18 protein-coding genes and 1 tRNA gene are annotated in these 20,341 nt (G+C 64.1%); 3 read left to right on the forward strand and 16 right to left on the reverse strand.

The window, feature by feature from the left end:
* Nucleotides 1-2: 2 nt before the first annotated feature.
* Genes J1902_RS08345 through J1902_RS08370 form a run of 6 tightly spaced genes read right to left on the reverse strand, consistent with a single transcriptional unit; the run spans nt 3 to nt 7,528 of the window.
* Nucleotides 3-1,781, reverse strand: a complete 1,779-nt coding sequence (locus tag J1902_RS08345; protein ID WP_207615782.1) for a protein kinase domain-containing protein — start codon at nt 1,779-1,781, stop codon at nt 3-5.
* Nucleotides 1,778-3,235, reverse strand: a complete 1,458-nt coding sequence (locus tag J1902_RS08350; RefSeq protein ID WP_207615783.1) for a peptidoglycan D,D-transpeptidase FtsI family protein — start codon at nt 3,233-3,235, stop codon at nt 1,778-1,780. The genes J1902_RS08345 and J1902_RS08350 overlap by 4 nt, the downstream gene beginning before the upstream one ends.
* Nucleotides 3,232-4,626: an FtsW/RodA/SpoVE family cell cycle protein gene (locus tag J1902_RS08355; protein WP_207615784.1), complete on the reverse strand. Its 1,395-nt coding sequence runs from the start codon at nt 4,624-4,626 to the stop codon at nt 3,232-3,234. The genes J1902_RS08350 and J1902_RS08355 overlap by 4 nt, the downstream gene beginning before the upstream one ends.
* Nucleotides 4,623-6,290: a PP2C family protein-serine/threonine phosphatase gene (locus J1902_RS08360; protein ID WP_207615785.1), complete on the reverse strand. Its 1,668-nt coding sequence runs from the start codon at nt 6,288-6,290 to the stop codon at nt 4,623-4,625. The genes J1902_RS08355 and J1902_RS08360 overlap by 4 nt, the downstream gene beginning before the upstream one ends.
* Before the next feature lie 3 nt (nt 6,291-6,293).
* Nucleotides 6,294-6,782: an FHA domain-containing protein FhaB/FipA gene (locus J1902_RS08365; RefSeq protein WP_207615786.1), complete on the reverse strand. Its 489-nt coding sequence runs from the start codon at nt 6,780-6,782 to the stop codon at nt 6,294-6,296.
* Nucleotides 6,779-7,528 (reverse strand): FHA domain-containing protein, encoded by a 750-nt coding sequence (locus tag J1902_RS08370; protein ID WP_207615787.1) that lies wholly within the window; start codon nt 7,526-7,528, stop codon nt 6,779-6,781. The genes J1902_RS08365 and J1902_RS08370 overlap by 4 nt, the downstream gene beginning before the upstream one ends.
* Before the next feature lie 342 nt (nt 7,529-7,870).
* On the opposite strand from J1902_RS08370, the gene J1902_RS08375 reads away from it, so the two are divergent.
* Nucleotides 7,871-7,953 (forward strand) — tRNA-Leu (locus J1902_RS08375).
* A 171-nt stretch (nt 7,954-8,124) separates the two neighbouring features.
* Here the strand turns inward: J1902_RS08375 and J1902_RS08380 are convergent.
* Nucleotides 8,125-8,802, reverse strand: coding sequence for a TetR/AcrR family transcriptional regulator (locus tag J1902_RS08380; RefSeq protein ID WP_207615788.1), 678 nt, complete (start codon nt 8,800-8,802; stop codon nt 8,125-8,127).
* Nucleotides 8,803-8,888: 86 nt separating this feature from the next.
* Between J1902_RS08380 and J1902_RS08385 the strand changes: the two genes are divergently transcribed.
* A complete protein-coding gene (locus J1902_RS08385) occupies nt 8,889-10,313 on the forward strand; it encodes a flavin monoamine oxidase family protein (RefSeq protein ID WP_278253611.1) in 1,425 nt (474 codons plus the stop codon).
* An 89-nt stretch (nt 10,314-10,402) separates the two neighbouring features.
* Here the strand turns inward: J1902_RS08385 and J1902_RS08390 are convergent, their stop codons facing one another.
* Nucleotides 10,403-10,960, reverse strand: a complete 558-nt coding sequence (locus J1902_RS08390) for a hypothetical protein (RefSeq protein ID WP_207615790.1) — start codon at nt 10,958-10,960, stop codon at nt 10,403-10,405.
* Nucleotides 10,961-11,080: 120 nt separating this feature from the next.
* Between J1902_RS08390 and J1902_RS08395 the strand changes: the two genes are divergently transcribed.
* A complete protein-coding gene (locus J1902_RS08395) occupies nt 11,081-11,461 on the forward strand; it encodes a VOC family protein (RefSeq protein WP_207615791.1) in 381 nt (126 codons plus the stop codon).
* 224 nt (nt 11,462-11,685) lie between these two features.
* Here J1902_RS08395 and J1902_RS08400 read toward each other — a convergent pair whose 3' ends face one another.
* From J1902_RS08400 to J1902_RS08435, 8 genes are all read right to left on the reverse strand, one after another.
* A complete protein-coding gene (locus tag J1902_RS08400; protein WP_207615792.1) occupies nt 11,686-12,744 on the reverse strand; it encodes a maleylacetate reductase in 1,059 nt (352 codons plus the stop codon).
* Nucleotides 12,745-13,033: 289 nt separating this feature from the next.
* Complete coding sequence (locus J1902_RS08405) at nt 13,034-14,224, reverse strand: MBL fold metallo-hydrolase (RefSeq protein ID WP_207615793.1); 1,191 nt, start codon at nt 14,222-14,224, stop codon at nt 13,034-13,036.
* A gap of 319 nt (nt 14,225-14,543) precedes the next feature.
* Nucleotides 14,544-16,142: a 4-hydroxyphenylacetate 3-hydroxylase family protein gene (locus J1902_RS08410; RefSeq protein ID WP_207615794.1), complete on the reverse strand. Its 1,599-nt coding sequence runs from the start codon at nt 16,140-16,142 to the stop codon at nt 14,544-14,546.
* A 31-nt stretch (nt 16,143-16,173) separates the two neighbouring features.
* Nucleotides 16,174-16,752, reverse strand: coding sequence for a flavin reductase family protein (locus J1902_RS08415; protein WP_307794397.1), 579 nt, complete (start codon nt 16,750-16,752; stop codon nt 16,174-16,176).
* Nucleotides 16,753-16,844: 92 nt separating this feature from the next.
* On the reverse strand, nt 16,845-17,693 hold the full coding sequence (gene catA / locus J1902_RS08420) for a catechol 1,2-dioxygenase (RefSeq protein ID WP_207615795.1): 849 nt from the start codon (nt 17,691-17,693) through the stop codon (nt 16,845-16,847).
* A gap of 131 nt (nt 17,694-17,824) precedes the next feature.
* Complete coding sequence (gene catC / locus J1902_RS08425) at nt 17,825-18,187, reverse strand: muconolactone Delta-isomerase (protein ID WP_207615796.1); 363 nt, start codon at nt 18,185-18,187, stop codon at nt 17,825-17,827.
* 18 nt (nt 18,188-18,205) lie between these two features.
* A complete protein-coding gene (locus tag J1902_RS08430; RefSeq protein WP_207615797.1) occupies nt 18,206-19,306 on the reverse strand; it encodes a mandelate racemase/muconate lactonizing enzyme family protein in 1,101 nt (366 codons plus the stop codon).
* On the reverse strand, nt 19,296-20,216 hold the full coding sequence (locus J1902_RS08435; protein ID WP_207615798.1) for a LysR substrate-binding domain-containing protein: 921 nt from the start codon (nt 20,214-20,216) through the stop codon (nt 19,296-19,298). Before J1902_RS08435 ends, J1902_RS08430 begins: the two co-directional genes overlap by 11 nt.
* Between the last annotated feature and the right edge of the window lie 125 nt (nt 20,217-20,341).

The following is a 20,341-nucleotide window of genomic DNA, read 5'->3' on the forward strand; positions in this document are numbered from 1 at the left end:
GCCTAGTTGCCCGGGCCTGGGTTGGCGCCGTTGGACGGCACCAGCGGCTTCGAGAGGAAGTAAGTCACCACGGAGCCGGCTGCCAGCTTGCTGCCCGCTTCGGGATCCGAGCTCACAAAGGTGTTCGGTGCCTGGCCGATTGCGCCGTTGACGGGATCGCCCACCACCCAACGAAGGTTGACGCTCTCGATCGCGGCCCTGACCTGGGCTTCCGTGGCGCCCTGGCCGATGGCCGGAACCGACACCATTTCCGGCCCCTTGGAATAGGTGACCGTGATGGGCGTGCCTTCGGCGACGAGGCCCGAAGGATCAATGTCTGTCACGGTGCCCACGGGAGCGCTGTTGAACACTTCATTGCCCTTCACCTGGAGCTTCAGACCGATGAGTTCGCTGCGGACCGCGTCGAACTGCTGGCCCAGATAGGACGCCGGGATCAGGTTGATCTTGGCTGCGGTCGGCTGCGTGGCCGTCGCCGTGGGGCTGGCCGTCGCCGTGGGGCTGGCGGTGCTCTTGCTGGTGGTGGGCGGCGCCGAGGAACTGGCCGTTTCATTGGGCCCGAAGAAGCCGGACTGTGAGATGAGCAAGCCCACGAGTGAGAAGAGGACCAGCAGGAGCAGGGCGACCAGCGGCCAGGTCCACGGGCTGCGCTTTTTGCGCTCGGGCTCCGGCTCGAAATTGTCATCGTCGTCGTAGCGGCCCGTCTCGTCGTCGCTCCAGCTGCGCTCGGCGGCCATGGCGTTGGCGCGGGACAGAGCTGAACCCGCACCGGCACCTGCCGCTGCGCCCGCAGCCGAGGCGCCGATCACGGGCAAGGCGGAGGTCGCCGTCGTTCCTTGCTCCTTGCCGTATGGGGAGCTCACGACGCCTGTGGGCGCCGTGGGCGTGTCCACCGGGGCGGTGATGGGGCCGGTGGCTGCCTCGTAGAGAAGCATGCCGGGCACGGCAGCGTGCGCCGCGGCGATGTCGCCGGTGCGAATGGCTTCGGCGGCCTCCGCCAGGGCGATGGCATTGGCAGGCCGGTTCTTGGGGTCCTTGGCCAGCATGGACATCAGAAGTGCCCGCACAGGCTTGGGGAGGGTTTCGGGCAGCGGCGGCGGGGCGTCGTTGACCTGTGCGAGAGCGATCGCGATCTGCGACTCGCCGGAGAACGGGCGGTGGCCCGTGAGGCACTCGTAACCGATAACGCCGAGGGAATATATGTCCGAGGAGCCCGTGGCGGTCTGTCCCGTGGCCTGCTCGGGCGCGAGGTACTGGGCCGTGCCCATGACCTGGCCGGTCTGCGTCAGGGGCACCTGGTCGGCGAGGCGGGCGATGCCGAAGTCCGTGACCTTGACCCGGTTGTCCGGGGTGATCAGCAGGTTGCCCGGCTTCACGTCGCGGTGGACCAGGCCCTGCGCGTGGGCGATGGCCAGGGCCCGGGCGGTCTGCGCGATGATCGACATGGTCCGGTCCGGGGACAGAACCTGCTCGCGTTCCAGGATGCCGCTCAGCGGGGCACCCGGCACGAGCTCCATGACCAAGTACGCGGAACCGTCTTCCTCGCCGTAGTCGAAGACGTTCGCGATGCCCACGTGGTTGAGCAGCGCGGTGTGGCGGGCCTCGGCCCGGAAGCGCTGGAGGAAGCCGGGATCGCCCGTATATTCCTCCTTGAGCACCTTGATGGCGACAGTGCGGCCCAGGATCTCGTCCTTGGCCTTCCAGACTTCGCCCATGCCGCCAATCGCAATACGACTGGTCAGCTGGAACCTGCCGCCGAGGGTGATTCCTGAAGTAGGTCTCACTTGTTCAACACCGCCTCAAAAATCTTCTTCGCGTTCGGACTGGTTAGCTTTGCGCCGGTGGTCACGTCTACGCCTTCAATGACGATGGTGACGGCCACCTGCGGGTCGTTGGCCGGGGCAAACCCGGTAAACCATGAGTTGTTCAGGCCTGAATCCCCCAGCTGCGCGGTGCCGGTCTTGCCGGCCACCTGCACCCCGGGGACGGCTGCGCCCGAGGCGATGCCCTTGGACACCGCGCCGGTCATCCACTGCGTGATCTGGGCAGCGATGGAGGTGCTGGTGGAGGTCCGCAGGACCTCGGGCTTGGCCTCGCTGATGACGCGCAGATCGGGGGCGCGCACAGTCTTGATCAGGTTCGGCTTCATCTGCACACCGCTGTTGGCGATGGCAGCCGTCATCATGCCGATCTGCATGGGCGTTGCCTTGACGTCGCGCTGCCCGACGGCGGACTGTGCCAGTTCTGCCTGGTCCAGGTTCGCGGGGAAGACGCTGACGGCCTGCCCAAGCTTGAGCTGCTCGCCGAATTTCTCGCCGAAACCGAACTTCTTGGCCTGCTCCGCGATGGCGTTCTGCCCGAGGTCCAGCGCGATGCTGGCGAACGGGGTGTTGCAGGACTGCTCCAGGGCAAATGCGAAGTCTGCTGTCTCACGGACGTTGCAGTTGCCGCCGGCGTAGTTGGGCAGTACGGCGTTGGAGCCGGGCAGCGGCAGGGTGCTCGGATTGGGCAGCTCGCTGTCCTTGTTGTACTTGCCGGAGTTCAGGGCCGCGGCCGTGTCCACAAGCTTGAACACCGAACCGGGCGCGAGCAGGTTCCCCGTGGGGCCACTGACATTCTGGTTCAGGCTGATGCCGGGAATCTGGTTCAGCTCCGCGTAGTTGGCCTTTGCCGCCGCGGCGTCATGCGTGGCGATCAGATTGGGATCGTAGGAAGGCTTGGAGACCATGGCCAGGATGGCGCCGGTCTTCGGGTTGGTGACCACGATTGAGCCGCGCTGGCCGTCCGGAATGAGGTCATAGGCAAGCTTCTGCAGCTCCGGATCCAGGGTCAGCTCCACCGAGGCGCCCTTGGGCTGTTTTCCGAGGAACATCTGGCTCATGCGGTCCAGGAACAGCTGGTCCGAGTTTCCGCCGAGCTGGTCCTGCAGGGAAAGCTCCAGGCCGGTGGAGCCGTAGCCCCTTGAGAAGAAACCGGTGATGCCCGCATAGAGCTCGGGCTGGGTGTACTTTCGCTGGAACTTGCAGGTCTCCGTGCCCGGGACGGACTCGGCGATGGGTTTCCCGGCCACGATGATGGCCCCGCGGTCGTTGCAGAAACTGGCAAGGATGGCACGCTGGTTCCAGGGGTTGGCATTGAGCTCGTCCGCCCCGATGACCTGGACGTAGCTGATGGCCCCGAAAATCAGGGCGAACATGGCGACGGCGGCCAGCCAGGAGCTTCGAATGGCCTGGTTCACTGGCGCTTCACCGCCTCCGTGGTTGCGGTGCTGGCGGCCGTTGCAGGTGCGGCCGGTGCCAGGGGCGTCGTGTCCACGGGGCCGCGGGCAGTGTGGGAAATCATCAGCAGCAGGCCGACGATGATCCAGTTGGCCAGCAGTGAGGAACCGCCTGCTGCGAGGAACGGCGTGGTGAGCCCCGTCAGCGGGATCAGGCGGGTCACGCCGCCGATCACCACGAAGCACTGGAGCGCGATCGCGAAGGACAGGCCACAGGCAAGCAGCTTGCCGAAGGCGTCCCGTGTGCCGAGGGCGGCGCGGAATCCGTGGGTGAACAGGAGCAGGTAGAGCATCACCACGGCGAACAGGCCGATCAAGCCGAGCTCTTCACCGATGAGGGCAATGATCATGTCGCTGTTGGCGAACGGCACCAGGTCCGGCCGGCCCTGGCCCAGGCCCGTGCCCACCAGGCCGCCGTCGGCCATGCCGAAGAGGCCCTGCACGATCTGGCCGCTGCCGCCGGGGGAGCGGCCGAAGACCTCGGGGGTGAAGGCGTTGATCCAGCTGTCGATGCGGAAGGCCACATGGGAGAAGATCTGCGAGGCAATGAAGCCGCCGCCAAGGATCAGTCCAAGGCCGATCACCACCCAGCTGATGCGGCTGGTGGCCACATAGATCATGACGATGAAGAGCCCGAAGAACAGCACCGAGGAACCAAGGTCGCGCTGGAAGACCAGCACGCCGATGCTCACGAGCCAGGCCGTGATCATGGGGCCGAGGTCCTTGAACCGGGGGAACTGGATGGGACCGATCTTGCGCCCGGCCAGCAGGATCAGGTCCCGGTTGGAGGACAGATACCCGGCAAAGAATATGGCGAGCGTGATCTTCGCGATTTCGCCCGGCTGGAAGGTCATGGGCCCGATCCGGATCCAGACGCTGGCGCCCAGGATCTCGCCGGCGGAGATGCCCGGAACCAAGGGGAGGATCAGAAGGAGGGCGCTGGCGGCCAGTGAAATGAAAGTGAAACGCCGCAGGATCCGGTGGTCCTTGAGGAACCAGATCACCGCAATGGACACCGCCATCGCGATGAGCGTCCAGCGCAGCTGGTTGTTGCCTGTATCGTCCGCGGGGCCGTCCATCCGGTGGATCAGGGCCAGGCCGAGGCCGTTGAGGGCCACCACAATTGGAAGTATTACCGGATCGGCATATTTTGCGCGGAGGCGGAGAACGATGTGGAAAGCAAAGGCAGCCACGGCCAGCAGGCTCGACTGGAACCAGAAATCGCTGTCGAAGGCCGCGGCGGAGTTGAGGCCCACCATGGCGCTGGCGCCGATGCCCACGGCAAGAGCCAGGACGAGCAGGAGCAGCTCGACGTTCCGGCGCGGCTTGGGGACTGCTTCGGACTGGATCATTTGGCTGCCTCGCAGGGAGCCGGGACCGGCGTTGACGTGGGGGACGCAGTCGGGCTGGCGATGGCCGCCGTGCTCGGAATGGCCGCAGTGGGCGTGGCCGCTGCTGTGGGTTTGGCCGTACCCGATGCTGAAGGGGTGGGGCACTCCTGCACAGTGCCGGTGTCCCGCAGGTTCTTCACGATGCGCTGCGCGTCGGCAAGGTCCCTGGCAGGTACCGTCTGGCGGACGCTCTGCTGGGAGAACTCCGTCAGCGAATCCATGCGGATCTCCGTAACGGTCTCCACGCGGGACAGCTGGATGGGGCCCAGCCGCTGGGAGATGCCGTTGAAAATTGCAACCTTCTGCTCGGATTCGCCCACGTAGTAGCGCGTCTGAGTCCAGGCATAGCCCAGCCAGAGACCGGCCACAACGCCAACGCCAAGGATGGCGGCGATGACGGGCATCAGCCAACGGTTCCGCCGGGGGGCCGTTTCGGCAATATCCTCCCGGTCGTTCTCGGCCTTGTGAGTCAGTACCGTGGCGGCGCGGCGGGCCACGCTGCGGCCTGCCACCGTGGGGATCGAGCCGGTCTCGGCGGCGGTTGCGGCAGCGCCCACGAGCTCGTGCGGGCGGCTGGCCAGCTCCTCGCGCAGCACGGCGGCGGACAGGTGTTCGCCAAGGTGCGGATCGGTGGTGGTGGCCGGTTCGGCGGCGGAGCCGTTGCTGGACCCTCCGGCGGATCCTTCGGCCGGTACGTCAGCTGCTGCCGCGCCCGCTCCGCCGCCGGGGGTTTCCGTGACGGCGGTAGGGGCCACCTTCTTGGTGGCAGCCGCAGCCTGGGCGGCGAGGGCGTCCGCCGCGGCGAGTGCCGTGGGCGTGACGAGCTCGACGGCGGCCGTGCTGACGTCGTCGTCGTCGTTTTGTTCGACGATCTCCAGCAGCACCACGGTGACGTTGTCCGGGGCGCCGGCTTCAAGGGTGAGGTCCACCAGCAGTTCCACGCATTCGCGCAGGTCCTTGGTTTCGCGGACCATGCGCTCCACCACATGGCCGGCCACGTAGTTCAGCCCGTCGGAGCAGAGGAGCCAGCGTTCGCCGGGCTCCACGTCGAGGACGTCAAGGTCCAGCTCGGGGCTGGCGTCGACGTCCCCCAGGACGCGCATGAGGACGTTTTTGTGGGGGTGGGTCTCGGCTTCCTCGGGCCGCAGCCGGCCTTCGTCGATGAGGCGCTGGACGAAGGTGTGGTCGATGCTGATCTGCTCGAACACCTTGTTGCGCAGCCGGTAGGCACGGGAATCGCCGATGTGCGCGAAATGCAGTCTGCGCCCCTCGAGCAGCAGCGCGGTGACCGTGGTGCCCATGCCGGAAAGCTTCGGGTTCAGGTGCACCAGCTCGGACAAAAGCGAGTTGGCGGTCTGGATCTCGTCCGCCAGGACCGTATCGGCGCCGTCGTCATAGTCGCTGTGGTCGAGGTGGATCATGTCCAGCACGGTGGACGCCGAGGCGACGTCGCCGCCGGCGTGGCCGCCCATGCCGTCGGCCACAACGGCCAGGTGGCGGCCCACATAGGCGGAGTCGTCGTTCTTGGAACGGATGCGGCCCACGTCGGATCGCGCCGCGTAGCGCATGATCAACGGGCGCTCCGCAGGTGCTTCCTTGTTTTCGCTGGTCTCGGGGGAGGCCATGGACTACGGCCTCAATTCGATGACCGTCTTGCCGATTCTCACGGGGACTCCAAGCTCCACCGGCAGGGCGCGGGTGAGCTGCTGATCGGCCAGATAGGTGCCGTTGGTGGAGCCGAGGTCTTCAATGAACCAGCGGCTGCCCTGCGGGAACAGGCGGGCATGGCGGCCAGAGGCGTAGTCGTCCTCCAGGACCAGGGTGGCCTCCTGGGCGCGGCCCAGCAGGATGGGGCTGGCAGACAGAGCCAGCGTGGTTCCCTTCAGGGGGCCTTCGACGACGACCAGCTGGCGGGCGTGCTGCTTGACCGGCTGCGGCGCGGGCGCCAGCTCCGGGTGCTTGCGCATTTCGCGCGCGGTGGGGGTGCCGGTCACGGCCTTGCGGCCGATCATGAAGTCTCGGCGCATGGTGGAGACGATGCTGAAGATCAGGATCCACAGCAGCAGCAGGAAGCCGAAGCGCAGTGCCGTGATGGTCAGTTCGCTGATGTCGTTCATGCGTTGCCACCGGTGTTCAGCGGGATGAGCCGGAAGATGATCTTGGTCCGTCCCATGGTGATGGTGGAACCGTCCGTCAGCTCCACGCTGCCGTTCACCTTGTGGCCGTTGACGTAGCTGCCGTTGGTGGAGCCGAGGTCCACCGCCCAGGAACTGCCGCCCTGGGTGCGTATTTCGAGGTGTTTGCGGGACACCCCGGTATCATCCACCAGGATGTCGGCCTCGGAGGATCTGCCCAGCACCACGCTGGGGGCGTTGAGGGAGTACCGCTGCCCGGCGATATCCAGCACAGGCTGGAGCCGGACGGGTTCGCGTGTTGGCGGCCTGGGGACGTTGGCGTGGGGGGCCTGCGGGGCCGGGGCGGCCCCGCCCGTGGACTTTTCGGTCCTCGAAGCAATTTCGAAGTGCCCGGCACGTTCTTCCTGGTCCTGGCGGAAGGAAATCCGCACCGGTCCCTGGAGGATGTAGCCCTGGCTGCGCACATGCTGGATCACGACGTCGCACAACTCCTCCGCGAGGGGCGTGCCCCATTCCTGGGCCCGGCCGAAATCTTCCTCGCTGAGTAGGACATCGAAGACGTTCGGGGCCAGCGTGCGCCCGGCGGCGATGGTCATGGACTTGTTGTCCAGTTCGCGGCGCAGCTTGCTCGCAATTTCAACCGGCTCAACACGTGCCCGCGACCCCGTGGAGAAGACGTTGCGGACGGCCTTTTCGATGCCACGCTCGACTTTGTCCAGCAATCCCATGGTCCCTCTCCTTTCCTTGCCGCGGCACGTACTGTGCCTGCTTTGATGACTCTTCCCTGCGCACGCCGAAGTGGGCGCAGGGAAGCCCTTCCTCATCCCGATACTACTGGGCATGACTGCGAATGGCCTTAATCCACAACGTCCGGCCGTCCGGAAAAGTTCGCCGCCGGCCCGTCCGATCGTGTAGGTCCAGACACGGGGTTTCCGCGGAAATCCGTGGTTTTCGGGGACCTCCCTGGCTCGATTGGTGTTTTGCCGCAGTTGTCCGTTATGCTTGATCTCGCTGCTTTTGAAGGAAGCGAAACCCGGGAAACCTGGTGGGGCTCCTTCGAAAGAAGTTGCGCGCGAGTGGCGGAACGGCAGACGCGCTGGCTTCAGGTGCCAGTATCCGAAAGGGTGTGGGGGTTCAAATCCCCCCTCGCGCACGCAATTGAAAGAGCCCCGGTCTTAGGACCGGGGCTCTTTTGTTTAAGCTGCCCAAACCCGGTCTTGTTCGCAGTTCCGGCCGTTCAACGTGCGGAATTGCGAACAAGGCCAGGGTTCGTGGCCACGCGCTAACCCCGCGGTGCCCCGAATGGTCGACGGCGGGGCGCCAGCTAGTGGCGGAGCGCCCCGAATCCGGCAATCAGTGCATCCAGTCCCATGCTGAAGGCCAGATCGGAGGGGTAGTTGCTCTTGCTCTCGCCGCCCAGGCTGCGGACAGCCGAGGTGAAGTGCGGCGTGGACTCGGCCAGCCGGCCGGAGTCGAAGATGTCCGCCGGGGCGTTGGCGTCGAAGGCGGCCCCGAAAACATAGGCCTCAAGGGCCACGATGCACGGGATGATCTGCTCTTCCGGGAACCCGGCGCGGAGGAATCCTTCGGTCACGGCCTCGTACATGCTGAGGGTTTGCGGGGCGTCGGTCACGGGAAGCACCGCGATGACCGAGATCAGCGGGGTGTGCCTGGCGAAGATGCCGCGGTAGGAATACGCCCATTGGCGGACAGCATCCTCCCAAGGGAGCGTGCGGAACCCGCCGAAGTCCACTTTGGACATCAGGTCCTCTTCCACCAACCGAAGGACATCGTCCTTGGAGGCCACGTGGTTGTACAGGGCCGACGGCGCCACCCCCAGGGTGCGGGCCAGTGCGGCCATGGTGAGGCCGTCGTAGCCCTTCTTGTTGATGAGCTCCAGGGCCGCCAACGTGATGCCGGCGTGGTCCAGGATGGCGGCCATCGGCCTGCCGGCGCGCCGCCGAGACTTGCTCTCGCCGGAAGCCGGGGTGGGTGCGGGCATCGCTGGCCTTTCTCTGCCGGGGTCTCCAGCATTATTCCATTGCTCTTCACAGCCGCGCCCAAGGCAGCTATTATCGATATAAATGAATGCCATTCATTTATTGGTCAGCCACCGCGGACGGCCACAGAGAGGACATCATGCAGAATCTTGATCGCGACGTTGTGATCGTCGGCGCCGGACCGTCAGGGCTGACGGCGGCACGCGAATTGAAGAAGGCCGGACTGAGCGTTGCAGTGCTGGAGGCGCGGGGACGCGTCGGCGGCCGCACCTGGACGGACACCATTGACGGGGCCATGCTCGAAATCGGCGGACAGTGGGTCTCGCCGGACCAGGAGGCCCTCATGGAGCTGCTCGGCGAGCTGGGCCTGGAAATGTACTCGCGCTACCGCGACGGCGAGTCCGTCTACATCGGCGCGGACGGCACCCGCACCCGCTACACCGGCGACTCCTTCCCGGTCGGCGACACCACCAAGGCCGAGATGGACAAGCTGATCGGGATCCTGGACGGCCTTGCTGCCGAGATCGGCCCCACCGAACCGTGGGCACACCCCAAGGCCCGCGAGCTGGACACCATCTCCTTCCACCACTGGCTGCGCGCCAACTCGGACGACGAGGAGGCCTGCAACAACATCGGCCTGTTCATCGCCGGCGGCATGCTGACCAAGCCGGCCCACGCCTTCTCGGCCCTGCAGGCGGTGCTGATGGCCGCCTCGGCCGGTTCCTTCTCCCACCTGACGGACGAGGACTTCATCCTGGACAAGCGCGTCATCGGCGGCATGCAGCAGGTCTCGCTGCGGATCGCCGCTGAGCTGGGCGACGACGTCGTACTTAACAGCCCGGTGCGCACCATCAACTGGGACGACAACAACGTGACTGTCGTGTCCGAGCAGGCCACCGTCAACGCGCGCTTCGTGATCATGGCCGTGCCGCCGAACCTGTACTCCCGCGTCTCGTTCAACCCGCCGCTGCCGCGCCGCCAGCACCAGATGCACCAGCACCAGTCACTGGGCCTGGTCATCAAGGTGCACGCCGTCTACAGCACGCCGTTCTGGCGCGAAGACGGACTCTCCGGCACGGGCTTCGGCGCCGGTGCGCTGGTCCAGGAGGTCTACGACAACACCAACCACGGTGACACCCGCGGCACCCTGGTGGGCTTCGTGTCCGATGAAAAGGCCGACGCCGTGTTCGAACTCAGCGCGGAAGACCGCAAGAAGTCGATTCTTGAGTCGATTGCCGGTTTCCTGGGCGAGAAGGCCCTGGACGCTGAGGTCTACTACGAATCCGACTGGGGCTCGGAGGAATGGACCCGCGGCGCCTACGCCTCCAGCTACGACCTCGGCGGCCTGCACCGCTACGGCAAGGACCAGCACGCCAGCGTGGGCCCCATCTACTGGTCCTCCTCCGACCTCGCGGCCGAGGGCTACCAGCACGTGGACGGCGCGGTCCGGATGGGCCAGAAGACGGCCGCCCGGATCGTGGCAGCCAATGACCGCGTACTCGTGGGCAGCTGAGATTCGCCGGTAGCCGGGATTCATGGGTGAGATCTCGACCCTTCCGTTCGCTGAAGAGGTCGAGATCCCACGTCTGGATGCCTGGGTGCCTAGGTACTGAGGATTTCGGCCGGCACGCCGGCTGCGTATTCGGCGTCGGCAAGGGCCTGCTCAAGGCGCCCGACGGCGGCCGCGTAGTCGGTGCCGGCCGTCAGCCGGCAGTGTTCGGCTTCCCGCATGGCGCGCAGGAGCGCGGCAGTCCAGGGGTTCCCCACATCGCTCATGGCGGGGAAGAGGATGGCCTGGCCGGGGTCCAGCTCGTAGCGCCGCCAGCGGGCCAGGACCTCCTGGTGCCGGGCCGCGGCGTCGGCGAAACCTGGCCGGCGGTGTGGCTGGGCAGCATGGACGCGTTCCAGTCGCCGCTTGCCAAGAATCGTCCCGCTTGCCGTGGCCGCGGCCAGCAGCAGCAGGAGCAGCCCGGCGGGTGGCCAGGCCAGGGTGGGCACCAGGATGGCGGGGACAATCACCACCAATCCCGCGAAGGCATCCCAGAAAACTCCGTCCGGCTCGGGGCCGGCTCCGTGCGCCAGCCTCTTCTGCAGGGCATGGGTGGTGGCCGCGACGGCCAGAACCAGCGCAACTACCCACAGGATCATCATGGCGGGCATCTGACCACCTCCAAGCGAATACGCGCCGCTTGATTTCAGTATGCGCCGACGCAGCGGCGGACGCGAGGGCCCCGTCCGTGGATGCTGCCCAGGAGCGGTGCGCCCGCGTAGCGTGGACCCATGAGACTAAAAATGTGCAGCATCCACGTCCAGGATCCGGCGGCGGCCCACGCGTTCTACACGCAGACGCTGGGCTTCGAAACGCTGATGGCCATGCCCGAGTACAACTTGTTCATCGTCAAGGATCCCGGTGCCGGCGCAGGCTCGGTGGGGCTGCTGCTGGAACCCAGCGACAACCCGATCGGCGCGGACTACATGAACGCACTGCACGACGCCGGGATGCCGGCCATCGTCTTCGGCGTCCCTGATGTGCAGGCGGAGTATGAGCGGCTGCTTGCCGCCGGGGTGGCGTTCAAGGGTGAACCGTCCGAGGACCCCTCGGGGATCAGCGCAGTGTTCGATGACGGGTGCGGCAACTTCGTCCAGCTGCACCAAGACTGACGGTACTGAACTACTCGCCAGCCATTTTCAGCTGTGTCCGAAGAACCGGCACTGTTCTGTATCGACGGGCCGGTGGCAAGCAGCCCCTCAGGCGTCCTCCTCATACCAGCCGATCCATGCCGACGACGTAAGGCGGAGGTCAGCAGTCCCAAGCTCCGACTCCCAAGCCGCGAAGTCCCTGCTGTTCGGATCAAACAAAAGAGCCAACTGCCTGAACAGTGAAATCATGGCGTGCTTCCTTTCAAAGCGTCATGCAGCAAGCGCTCCAGCTCGGGCATCCCGAGGCGGCGCGGATTGGAGGCAGGTACCTGGGGCAGGATGAGTTGGGCTGCCTCGGCGATGTGGTCTTCGCTGAAGCCGAGATCCCGCAGGTTCCGAGGGGCGTCGATGGTCTTATAGAGCGTTGCCAGGCCCGTAAGGGAAGTAGCGCTGCCCAGAGCGGACGCTATGCGTCGTTCGGCCTCGGGCGCTGCGGCCGTGTTGAAAGCGGTGACGTGCGGGAGCATCACTGCGTGCGTTTGGGCGTGGGGCAGATTGAAGGTGCCACCCAGGACATGGCAGATCTTGTGGTGCAGTCCAGCGCCGGCAGATGCGAACGACGCCGCAGCCAGGTACGCGCCGTAGAGGGCCTGTTCGCGTCCTTCCGCGCCTGAGGGGTTCTCAGTGATGAGCGGCAGTCCGTGGCTGAGGGCGCGGATCCCTTCGGCGCCGAGTGCGGCGTTGATCGGGTCGGCCCGCGGTGCCCACATGGAGTCTATGCAGTGCGCCATGCCGTTCAGCCCTGAGGCAACGGACATGGCCACGGGCAGGGACAGGGTCAGGGCCGCGTCGTAGATGATCGTGACGGGCAGGACGGCGTCGTCCACGCCCGTGGTTTTCCGTAGGGCCTCGGTCAGGCCCCACACGTTCGTGGCTTCCGATCCGGCGTAGGTGGTGGGCACGGCGATGATGGGCAGGCGCGACGTCATCGCGATCGCCTTGGCGAGGCCCGTCGTCGAGCCTCCGCCTACGCAGACCAGCAGGTCGATGCCTGCCTCTGCGGCAGCGGTGCGGGCCTTCTCGGCCGTTTCGATCGGGACGTGCATCACCACATCGTGATGCCAGAGCGCTACCTCGATGTCGGCCGCCACGGTACGGGCCATCTTTGTTCCGAAGTCCGAGGCGATCACCATCACGCGGCCCGCGCCAAGGCGAGCTACTTCGGCGGCGAGGTTCGCAGCTGCCGCGCTGGTGCCGAAGAGTACCCGCTGGCCGAGGGTTACATGTTCAAAAGTCAGGCTCATAGTCAGTTTTCCCGGTTCACGGTTGCGGCTTCGGGCGCCGTGTAGGCGACAGCTCAGGTGCCGGCGGCCGCTTCGTCGGAGGATATTTCGTAATGCCACCCGGCCCATGCCAAGTGTACGAGCACCAACTTCTCATGCTCCTGGCCACCGGCAACGCCGGCGGGGCGGATAACGCGGGCGGGGCGGATGTAGTGTGTCCAGACATCGTGCCTTTGTTAACTTCTGTAGGCATGACCCCTCCTGGGAAGAGACCCGGACCAACTGTTTGCTGCAGCTGGCCCGGGTCGTATCATTTGGCGGATCCGACACCGATGACGTCGAGGTCATGACCGATGATGAGTTGCCCGTCGAAACCTTTCCCACAAGCCTCCCAAACGCTGTCTGGTCTATTGCCCGGAACGAGATGTGAAAGGACGAGTGATTTGACGCCGGCCTCTTGGGCAATGGGTCCAACATCCTCGATGAGGGTGTGTGCCTGGATCAAATGCTGGTACAACCCCTCCTGAGCGTCGGTACGAGGTTCTGGAAAGAGGGATTGGGGCCAGATCTTATCGATCACCTCGTGGACTAGAACATCCGCACCCTTGGCTAGTTGGATGAGGTTTGGTGTCTTTCCTGTGTCTCCGGAAAAGACCACCGAGCCGTCGTCTGTGTCAAAGCGGTAAGCAAGTGCTGGGAAAACGGGGGCGTGGTTGACCAAGGTTGCTGAAACCCTGACATGGTCATCTTCGTAGAATGTGAAAGGGCTCATTTCCGGGCAGGGATCGGTATTCGGGCTTTTCGTGAACTCGGAGGGAACCGGAACGTCGAAGGCTTCCCACAGCTGGTTTGGATGTGGCTTGCGGTTATCGAAAAGCCTGTCATTGAAGTCAGTAGCGTAGGCCTGCACGATGAGATCCGTCATTTCCCGGGTGCCGGGGGTCGGGTTCCCGGGGCTGACAGGGGTGGGCGGAGTTCCTGATCCGAACAACGGGGGCAACTGCCCCCGGTTTCCCGGGCCCCAGATGGGTATTTTCTTGACGGACTGAAGACCGTTGTAGAGGCCCTCGCTGAGTATGTTGTTCAGGTCGACGACGTGGTCGGAGTGAAGATGCGTCAGAAATATTCCGGCCAGCACATCCAGCGGCCCGTCCAGATCCTTATCGTAGTTGGGACCGAGCTTGGCCTTCCGTAACTGCCCCATCACCCCATGACCTGCATCGATGAGGTAATAGCGATCCCCGACCACAAGGGCCGAGGATATTCCTTCGCGCTGGCCGCCCGGCCAGTAAGGCGGCCCCCCGGACGTGCCAAGAAGAACCAGGCGGGTGCGATAACCCTCAGCCGCTGCGGGGCCGAACGACCGGGAGGCTGATGGCTTCTCTGGGCTGGTGTCGGCACAGGCCGTAAGGGCGACGGCCGCGGCGCCGAGCCCGAAGCTGGCGAGGATATTTCGTCTGGAAACTCCAGATGATTCAAGTCTGCTCAACACGTCACACATGATTCTTGCTCCTAGCTGCGATGTCTTTTAGGCTGACGCCCATTTGTTTCTTGCATGCCCTGGCACGGGAGGTTCGCGGAAGACCCAACGAAGTGAGGTGCCCACCTCCGGGGTGTTGAATCCGAGTCAGTCTCGTCGTACCAGCTGACCCATGCTGCGCGTGTTTAAACTTCCGCCCGAGGGGGTTCAGCGCGGGCAGATGAAAGTCGGGGTGCCGAGTGGATTGCCGGGGGCGTGGCCGTCTGCGGCCAGCAATGCCTCTTGACGGGTGAGCGGCGCTCCGTGCATGGACTGGCAGCGCCGCTCACCCAGGAATAAGTTAGCTGCGTTTGAGGAAAATGCTGACGTCGTCGTTGTTGATGAGGTCCGGGACCGTCCAACCGTCAAGGTCGTACTCGGACATGCAGAGATCGGCGAACCCCTTCATGTAGTCCGTCGTACCCTGGGCCTGCGCTGCGAAGAGGATCTCGGCCTTTACGTTCTCGTGGTTACCGGAGTAGTTCCGCTCGTACAGTTCATGGCGGCCACCGAACTCGGTGCCGATGGAATCCCAGAGCAGCTTCATGAGCTTCACCCGGTCAACGGCCTCGACGCCGTCGGAGCCGCGGACGTACTTGTCCAGGTACGGCCGGATCTCGGGGGTCTTGAAGTCCAGTGCTGAGGAGTTCAGGTAGATCAGACCGGATGCGACGTCCTGCTCGATGATTTCCTTGATCCGCGGGTAGCCGACTGCCATGAACATCCGGTACGCCAGGCCGTAGTCAAGCTTGGGCAGCACGGTGCCGTTGGGGCCCTGATCCGGGTTGAGGGTCATGCCGTCGATGAGCGCGCGGAACATGTTGCGCCAGCCAAGCACTTCGCCCACACGGGTCTGGACGCCGCGGAAGTCCTGTGTTCCGGCAATTTCCAGGGCTTTCATAAGCAGGCCCGCGATGAAGTCCAGCTTGGTGGCCAGGCGGATGACGCCCTGGAAGGTGAAGCGGTTGATGAAGCCGGTCTGCGGGAAGAAGTTGTTGATCTTCTCAACGTCGCCGTAGGCGAACACGTTCTCCCAAGGGATGAGGACCTTGTCGAAGACGAACACGGAATCGTTCTCGTCCATACGGCTGGAGAGCGGGTAATCGAACGGCGTGCCCATGACGGCTGCCTGGTGGCTGTAGGAGGCGCGGCTGATCAGCTTCACGCCGGGGGCGTCCATGGGAACGGTGCAGATCAGCGCGAATTCCTTACGCTTGATCGGCAGACCGTAGTGGGCGATGAAGTTGTAGTTGGTGATCGCCGATCCCGTGGCGACCACCTTGGCGCCGGAGACGATCAGGCCCGAGTCGGTCTCCTTCTCCACCTTCATGAACACGTCGCCCACTTGGTCCGGCGGGAGGTGGCGGTCCACCGGCGGATTGATGATGGCGTGGTTCCAGTAGAGGACCTTCTCCTGGGACTCCTTGTACCAGCGCTTGGCGTTTTCCTGGAACGGTTCGTAGAAGTCCGGCATGCCGCCCAGGGTGCCGAGGAAGGCAGCCTTGTAGTCGGGCGAGCGGCCCAGCCAGCCATAGCTCATCTGGGCCCAGGTCTCGATGGCTACCCGGTCCTTCTTGAGGTCCTCGACGCTGTGCGGGGTGCGGAAGAAGGACATGGTCTTGCCGCCAGAGCCGGTGTCGGTGGGCACCATGAGCTTGTCCTGCAACTCAGGCTTGTGCATCGCGTCGTAAAGCCGGGCGGCCATGCGAATGGAGTTCCGGAACGCCGGGTGGGTGGTCACGTCCTTGACGCGCTCCCCGTAGATCCAGACCTCGCGATCGTCTTTGAGCGAGTTGATGTATTCGTCCCCCGTCATAGGCATCGTCGGGTTGGCGGGGGTGGTCCGTTCATCCATTGTCAGTATGGACGAAGGAGTGTTCTGGTCAAGGATCTCAGTCATGATGGTTCCTTTCGGGAAAGATTTCTGGAGGCTAGAGGCTGATGAATGGTTTGAAGGAGCTGGATCCGGCAAACCAGCCGGACTCGGGGCCGTCGCCGGAGTGGTCCCATGGGGCACCTTCAACGAGCTTTCCGATTTCGCGGAACTTGCCTCCGAAGAACAGCAAAGGAGGCCGCTTGGTGATCTCCATGGAGATCACCTCGCCGACGACGATGATGTGGTCGCCGCCGTCGTAGATATTCCACGGCCGGCATTCGAGCGTCGCCGCGTTTTGCGTCAGGACAGGTACAAAACCGTCGAGTGTCCATTCCGGTTCATTCGGCATGGCCTTCCCCGCGAAGTGAAGGGCGACGTCCATTTGCTCCAGGGACAGGATGTTGATGGCGAAGGGCGCCCCTTCCAGGTACCGGGCTGCCCTGGACGTGCGGGTCAGCGTCACCTGGGCCAAGGGCGGGTCCAGTGAGACGGCGGTGAAGGCGTTGACGGTGGCGCCGTGCGGGACGCCATCGTCCGAACGGGTGGTCACCACCGTGACGCCGGTGGCAAACGTCCCGAAGGCGTGACGCAGTTCGCGGGTGTCAATAGGGGCCATGACTGCTTCCTGAGTCACTGCTGCCTCCTTTGGTTTTGGCCTGATTTTGGCAATGCGGCATCAAGGCGAGTTGTTTTGGTGGTTGGCTGGTCGCGGGGAGCTGCCGGGGGCTAGTCCTGCGGATCCAGGACGAAGTTGTAGGTGACTTCACGTCCGATGCCATCAGCCCGGTCCGTGGGAGCGAGGACCAGTTCGGGCTTCACTGCCGAGGCAATGTCATCAGCAACGTGCTCGTCGCCTTCGAAGTACAGCTGCGTGGTGATGAGCTGGTGCTCGGGCGCGGACACTTTGAGGTGCAGGTGGGCCGGCCGCCAGGCGTGCCAGCCGGCGGCTGCGATGAGTTGTCCGCAGGCTCCGTCCGTGGGGATCTGGTACGGAGCGGGCTGCATGGTGTGGACCTGGAAGTTGCCATCCTGGTCGGCCACGACGGCGCCGCGGAGGTTCCATTCCGGGATGCCGGGGGCGAACTGGGAGTAGAAGCCGAGGTCGTCCGCGTGCCAGATCTCTATCTTGGCGCCGGGGAGGGCCTGCCCTGCAACGTTGGTGACCTGGCCCTGGAACAGTAGCGGGGTGCCTGGTTCGTCGTCGCGCATTGGCAGTGTGGCGGGCGAGTTCTGCTCGGGGGAGTTCGGCAGGTAGTAGGGGCCCTCGATGGTTCCCTTGGATCCGTGGCGGTTGGCGTTGGCAACTTCCTCCACAGAGTGCTCAACCCATACGTCCAGGAACAGCGGCCATTCGCCGTCTTCGCCGACCTTGATGAGCCAAGCCTTCAGGGCGTTGTACTCGTCGTAGCTGACGTGTTCTTCCAGGACGGTGTCGTTGATGGCCTTGATGACACGGCCGGCGATCGTGCTGACACGCTCCTGGCTGGTGTTCGCGGTGAACTGCTTGTTCTCGCGGAATCGCGCAGTGGCTCCCGCGCCTGAAGCAGCGGCTGTTGCTTGGGTTTCCGTCGTCATGATGACTCCTTTGTCTCCGAACGTTCCGGTGGTGGGTTTCACAGACCCTGGCCTTGGTAACTCCAAGTGATATGGGTCATGTTTTGGCTGATGAAACAAGCCTAGGATTCGAATTGGGTGAAGGGAAATACCTATTTCCCTTCCATTGGAACGGTTTGCATATGAATCCCAGGGTCGTCATGTGAGTCGGCGACGGCACCGTTGCCGTTGCTTGATTGCTCGACGGCGGACGGATGCTGCGCGAGCGGTGTCACCTTGATGTCCATATAGGGAAAGAGCGGTAAGCCCGACAGTACGGTGTGCAGTTCGTCGTTGTCTGCGACGTCGAAGACGGAGTAGTTGGAGTACTCGCCCACCACGCGCCACAAATGACGCCAGCGGCCCTTCCTTTGCAGGGCCTGGGAGTAGTCGCGTTCCTTAGCCTTGATGGCCTCTGCCATCGCTTGCGGCATGTCGAGGGGGATGTTGACGTCCATTCGAACCAAAAAGAGCATGTCGTCTCCAGAGAGTTGTTAGTCCTGGCGGTACTTGGCCAGCTTGTCGGGATCAATCTCGGCTCCCACGCCCGGCACGTCGCGGACCCGGATGGCGCCGTCGACGATTTGCAGCGGTTCGGCAAGCAAATCGTCGGACATGTCGAGGAAGTTGGACAGTTCGCCGGCACGGCGCGAACTGTGTTCGAAGGCAGCGCCGAACGCAATGGTTGCCAGGCTCCCAACCTGCGTATCGATCTGGTTGCCCATGGTTACATCGACCCCCAAACCCTCGCAGAGACCCAGTATTTGTTGCGCCTCCGTGAATCCGCTCCGGGCGGTCTTGATGCAGACGGCGTTGCTGCCGCCGGAGAGCAGTTCGCGGGACACATCGCCCAAGGTGGACATGCTTTCGTCGCCGACGATGGGGATTTTCGAGTGCTGGACCAAACGGCGACGGCCCAGGTTCTCCCCCGCATCGCAAGGTTCCTCCAGCATGGACAGTCCCAAGTCCTCTGTGCGGTTCAGTACTTCCATGGCCTCATTGGCCGTCCAGCCGCGGTTGGCGTCCAGGTAGATCTCGGTCCCGTCGCCCAAGCCTTCGCGGAGTACCCGGCACGCCTCGATATCGAGTTCCAAGGGCCTCCTGCCCGTCTTCAGCTTGAACGTGTTGATCCCATGTACGCTGCGGAACTCAAGGGCTTCGTCCAGTAGTTCCGCGGCCGGCTTGAAACCCAGCATGTGCGAAACGCGCATGCTGTCGGTGAAGCCGCCCAAGAGTTTGTGCACGGGCGTTCCCAGCGAAATGCCGATAAGGTCCCACAAAGCAATGTCCAGAGCGCCCTTGGCGGTGGGGTTGTTCACCGTCCGGCGCAGGATTTGCTGGACCTTCGAGCGGTCCAGCGGGTCCAGCCCGATCAATTGGGGTGCGAAAATCTTGGTCACTACGGACACGATCGAGTCTTGCGTCTCGCCATAGGTATACGGCCGCGGCGGGGTGTCTGCGATGCCGCAAATGTCCGTATCCGTATACACCCGAATGAGAACATGATCGGCAGTTGTCACCTGGCCGCTAGCGAACTTCAGGGGGCGTGTGTAGGGAATTGCATAGGGGATTGCCTCAATGCGCTCAATCCTCATGTGCTGGTTCCTTTGGTGCCGGTACTGCACCCGGGAAGGTGGGCAGCGAGTCGAAGAGGGTCAGGAAGTTGTCGATCAACGGAGTCCGGTTGTTCCGGTTCCAAGCCACGGCCAGATCCACCGGAGGCGGGTTGCGCAGTTGCCGGAAGGCGACGCCTTGGAACGTGAACATCCGCGACGTCATGGGAACCAGCGCTATGCCCATCCCTGCTGCGACAAGGGAGAGGAGGGTCGATGTCTCCTTGGCCTCCTGGACTATGCGCGGCTGGAACCCGGCACGGCGGCAGGCGTCCACGAAGATCGTGTTCACGGCAGAGTGCGTTGGATAGCCGATGAAGTCCTGTTTGGCCAGTTCCCTGATGTCCAGCGTTCCCTTTTCGGCCAGTTCGGAGTCTGCGGGCAGGGCAGCCACCAGTTCGTCCTGTTCAAGGAGCTTAAGCTCCACCTCGCTGGATCGCACCGGCGGCCGAAGGACGGCTACGTCCAGCCGGCCTTCCTCAAGTGCTGTCTCCATCTGGGGCGTCAGCATTTCGCCTTGGACGGTGATGCGCAGGCCGGGAAGCTGGCGGCGCGCTGCCTGCACCACGAGCGGCATGAGGCGGTAGGTAGCTGTTCCCGTGAATCCTGCGCGGATGATGCCCGTGGCCCCGGCGCCCACCTGGGTGATGTCCGATTCCAGCACCTCAAGTTCCTCAATGAGGCGCCTTCCCCGGTCCAGCAGAAGTTGGCCCGCGGGAGTGAGCTCAACCTTGCGCGTGGTTCTCAGGAGCAGGGGCGTCCCGAGCTGGTCCTCAAGCTGGCGGATCTGCTGTGACAAGGGAGGCTGGGCCATGTGCAGCCGCTGGGCAGCACGGCCAAAATGACGCTCCTCCGCAACGGCAATGAAGTATTTGAGATGACGCGTCTCCATTGAAGCCCCTCACAAGTTTGAATGCGGAAAATTGCCGCGTTCAGTTCAGAATAGGGCGGCAGATTAGTAATGGGAAATACCTATTTACGCCTGATAGATACGTTCTGCATATGAGTTCATCCCGG

It is taken from the genome of Arthrobacter cavernae, from assembly GCF_017368795.1.
Classification (GTDB): Bacteria; Actinomycetota; Actinomycetes; order Actinomycetales; family Micrococcaceae; genus Arthrobacter; species Arthrobacter cavernae.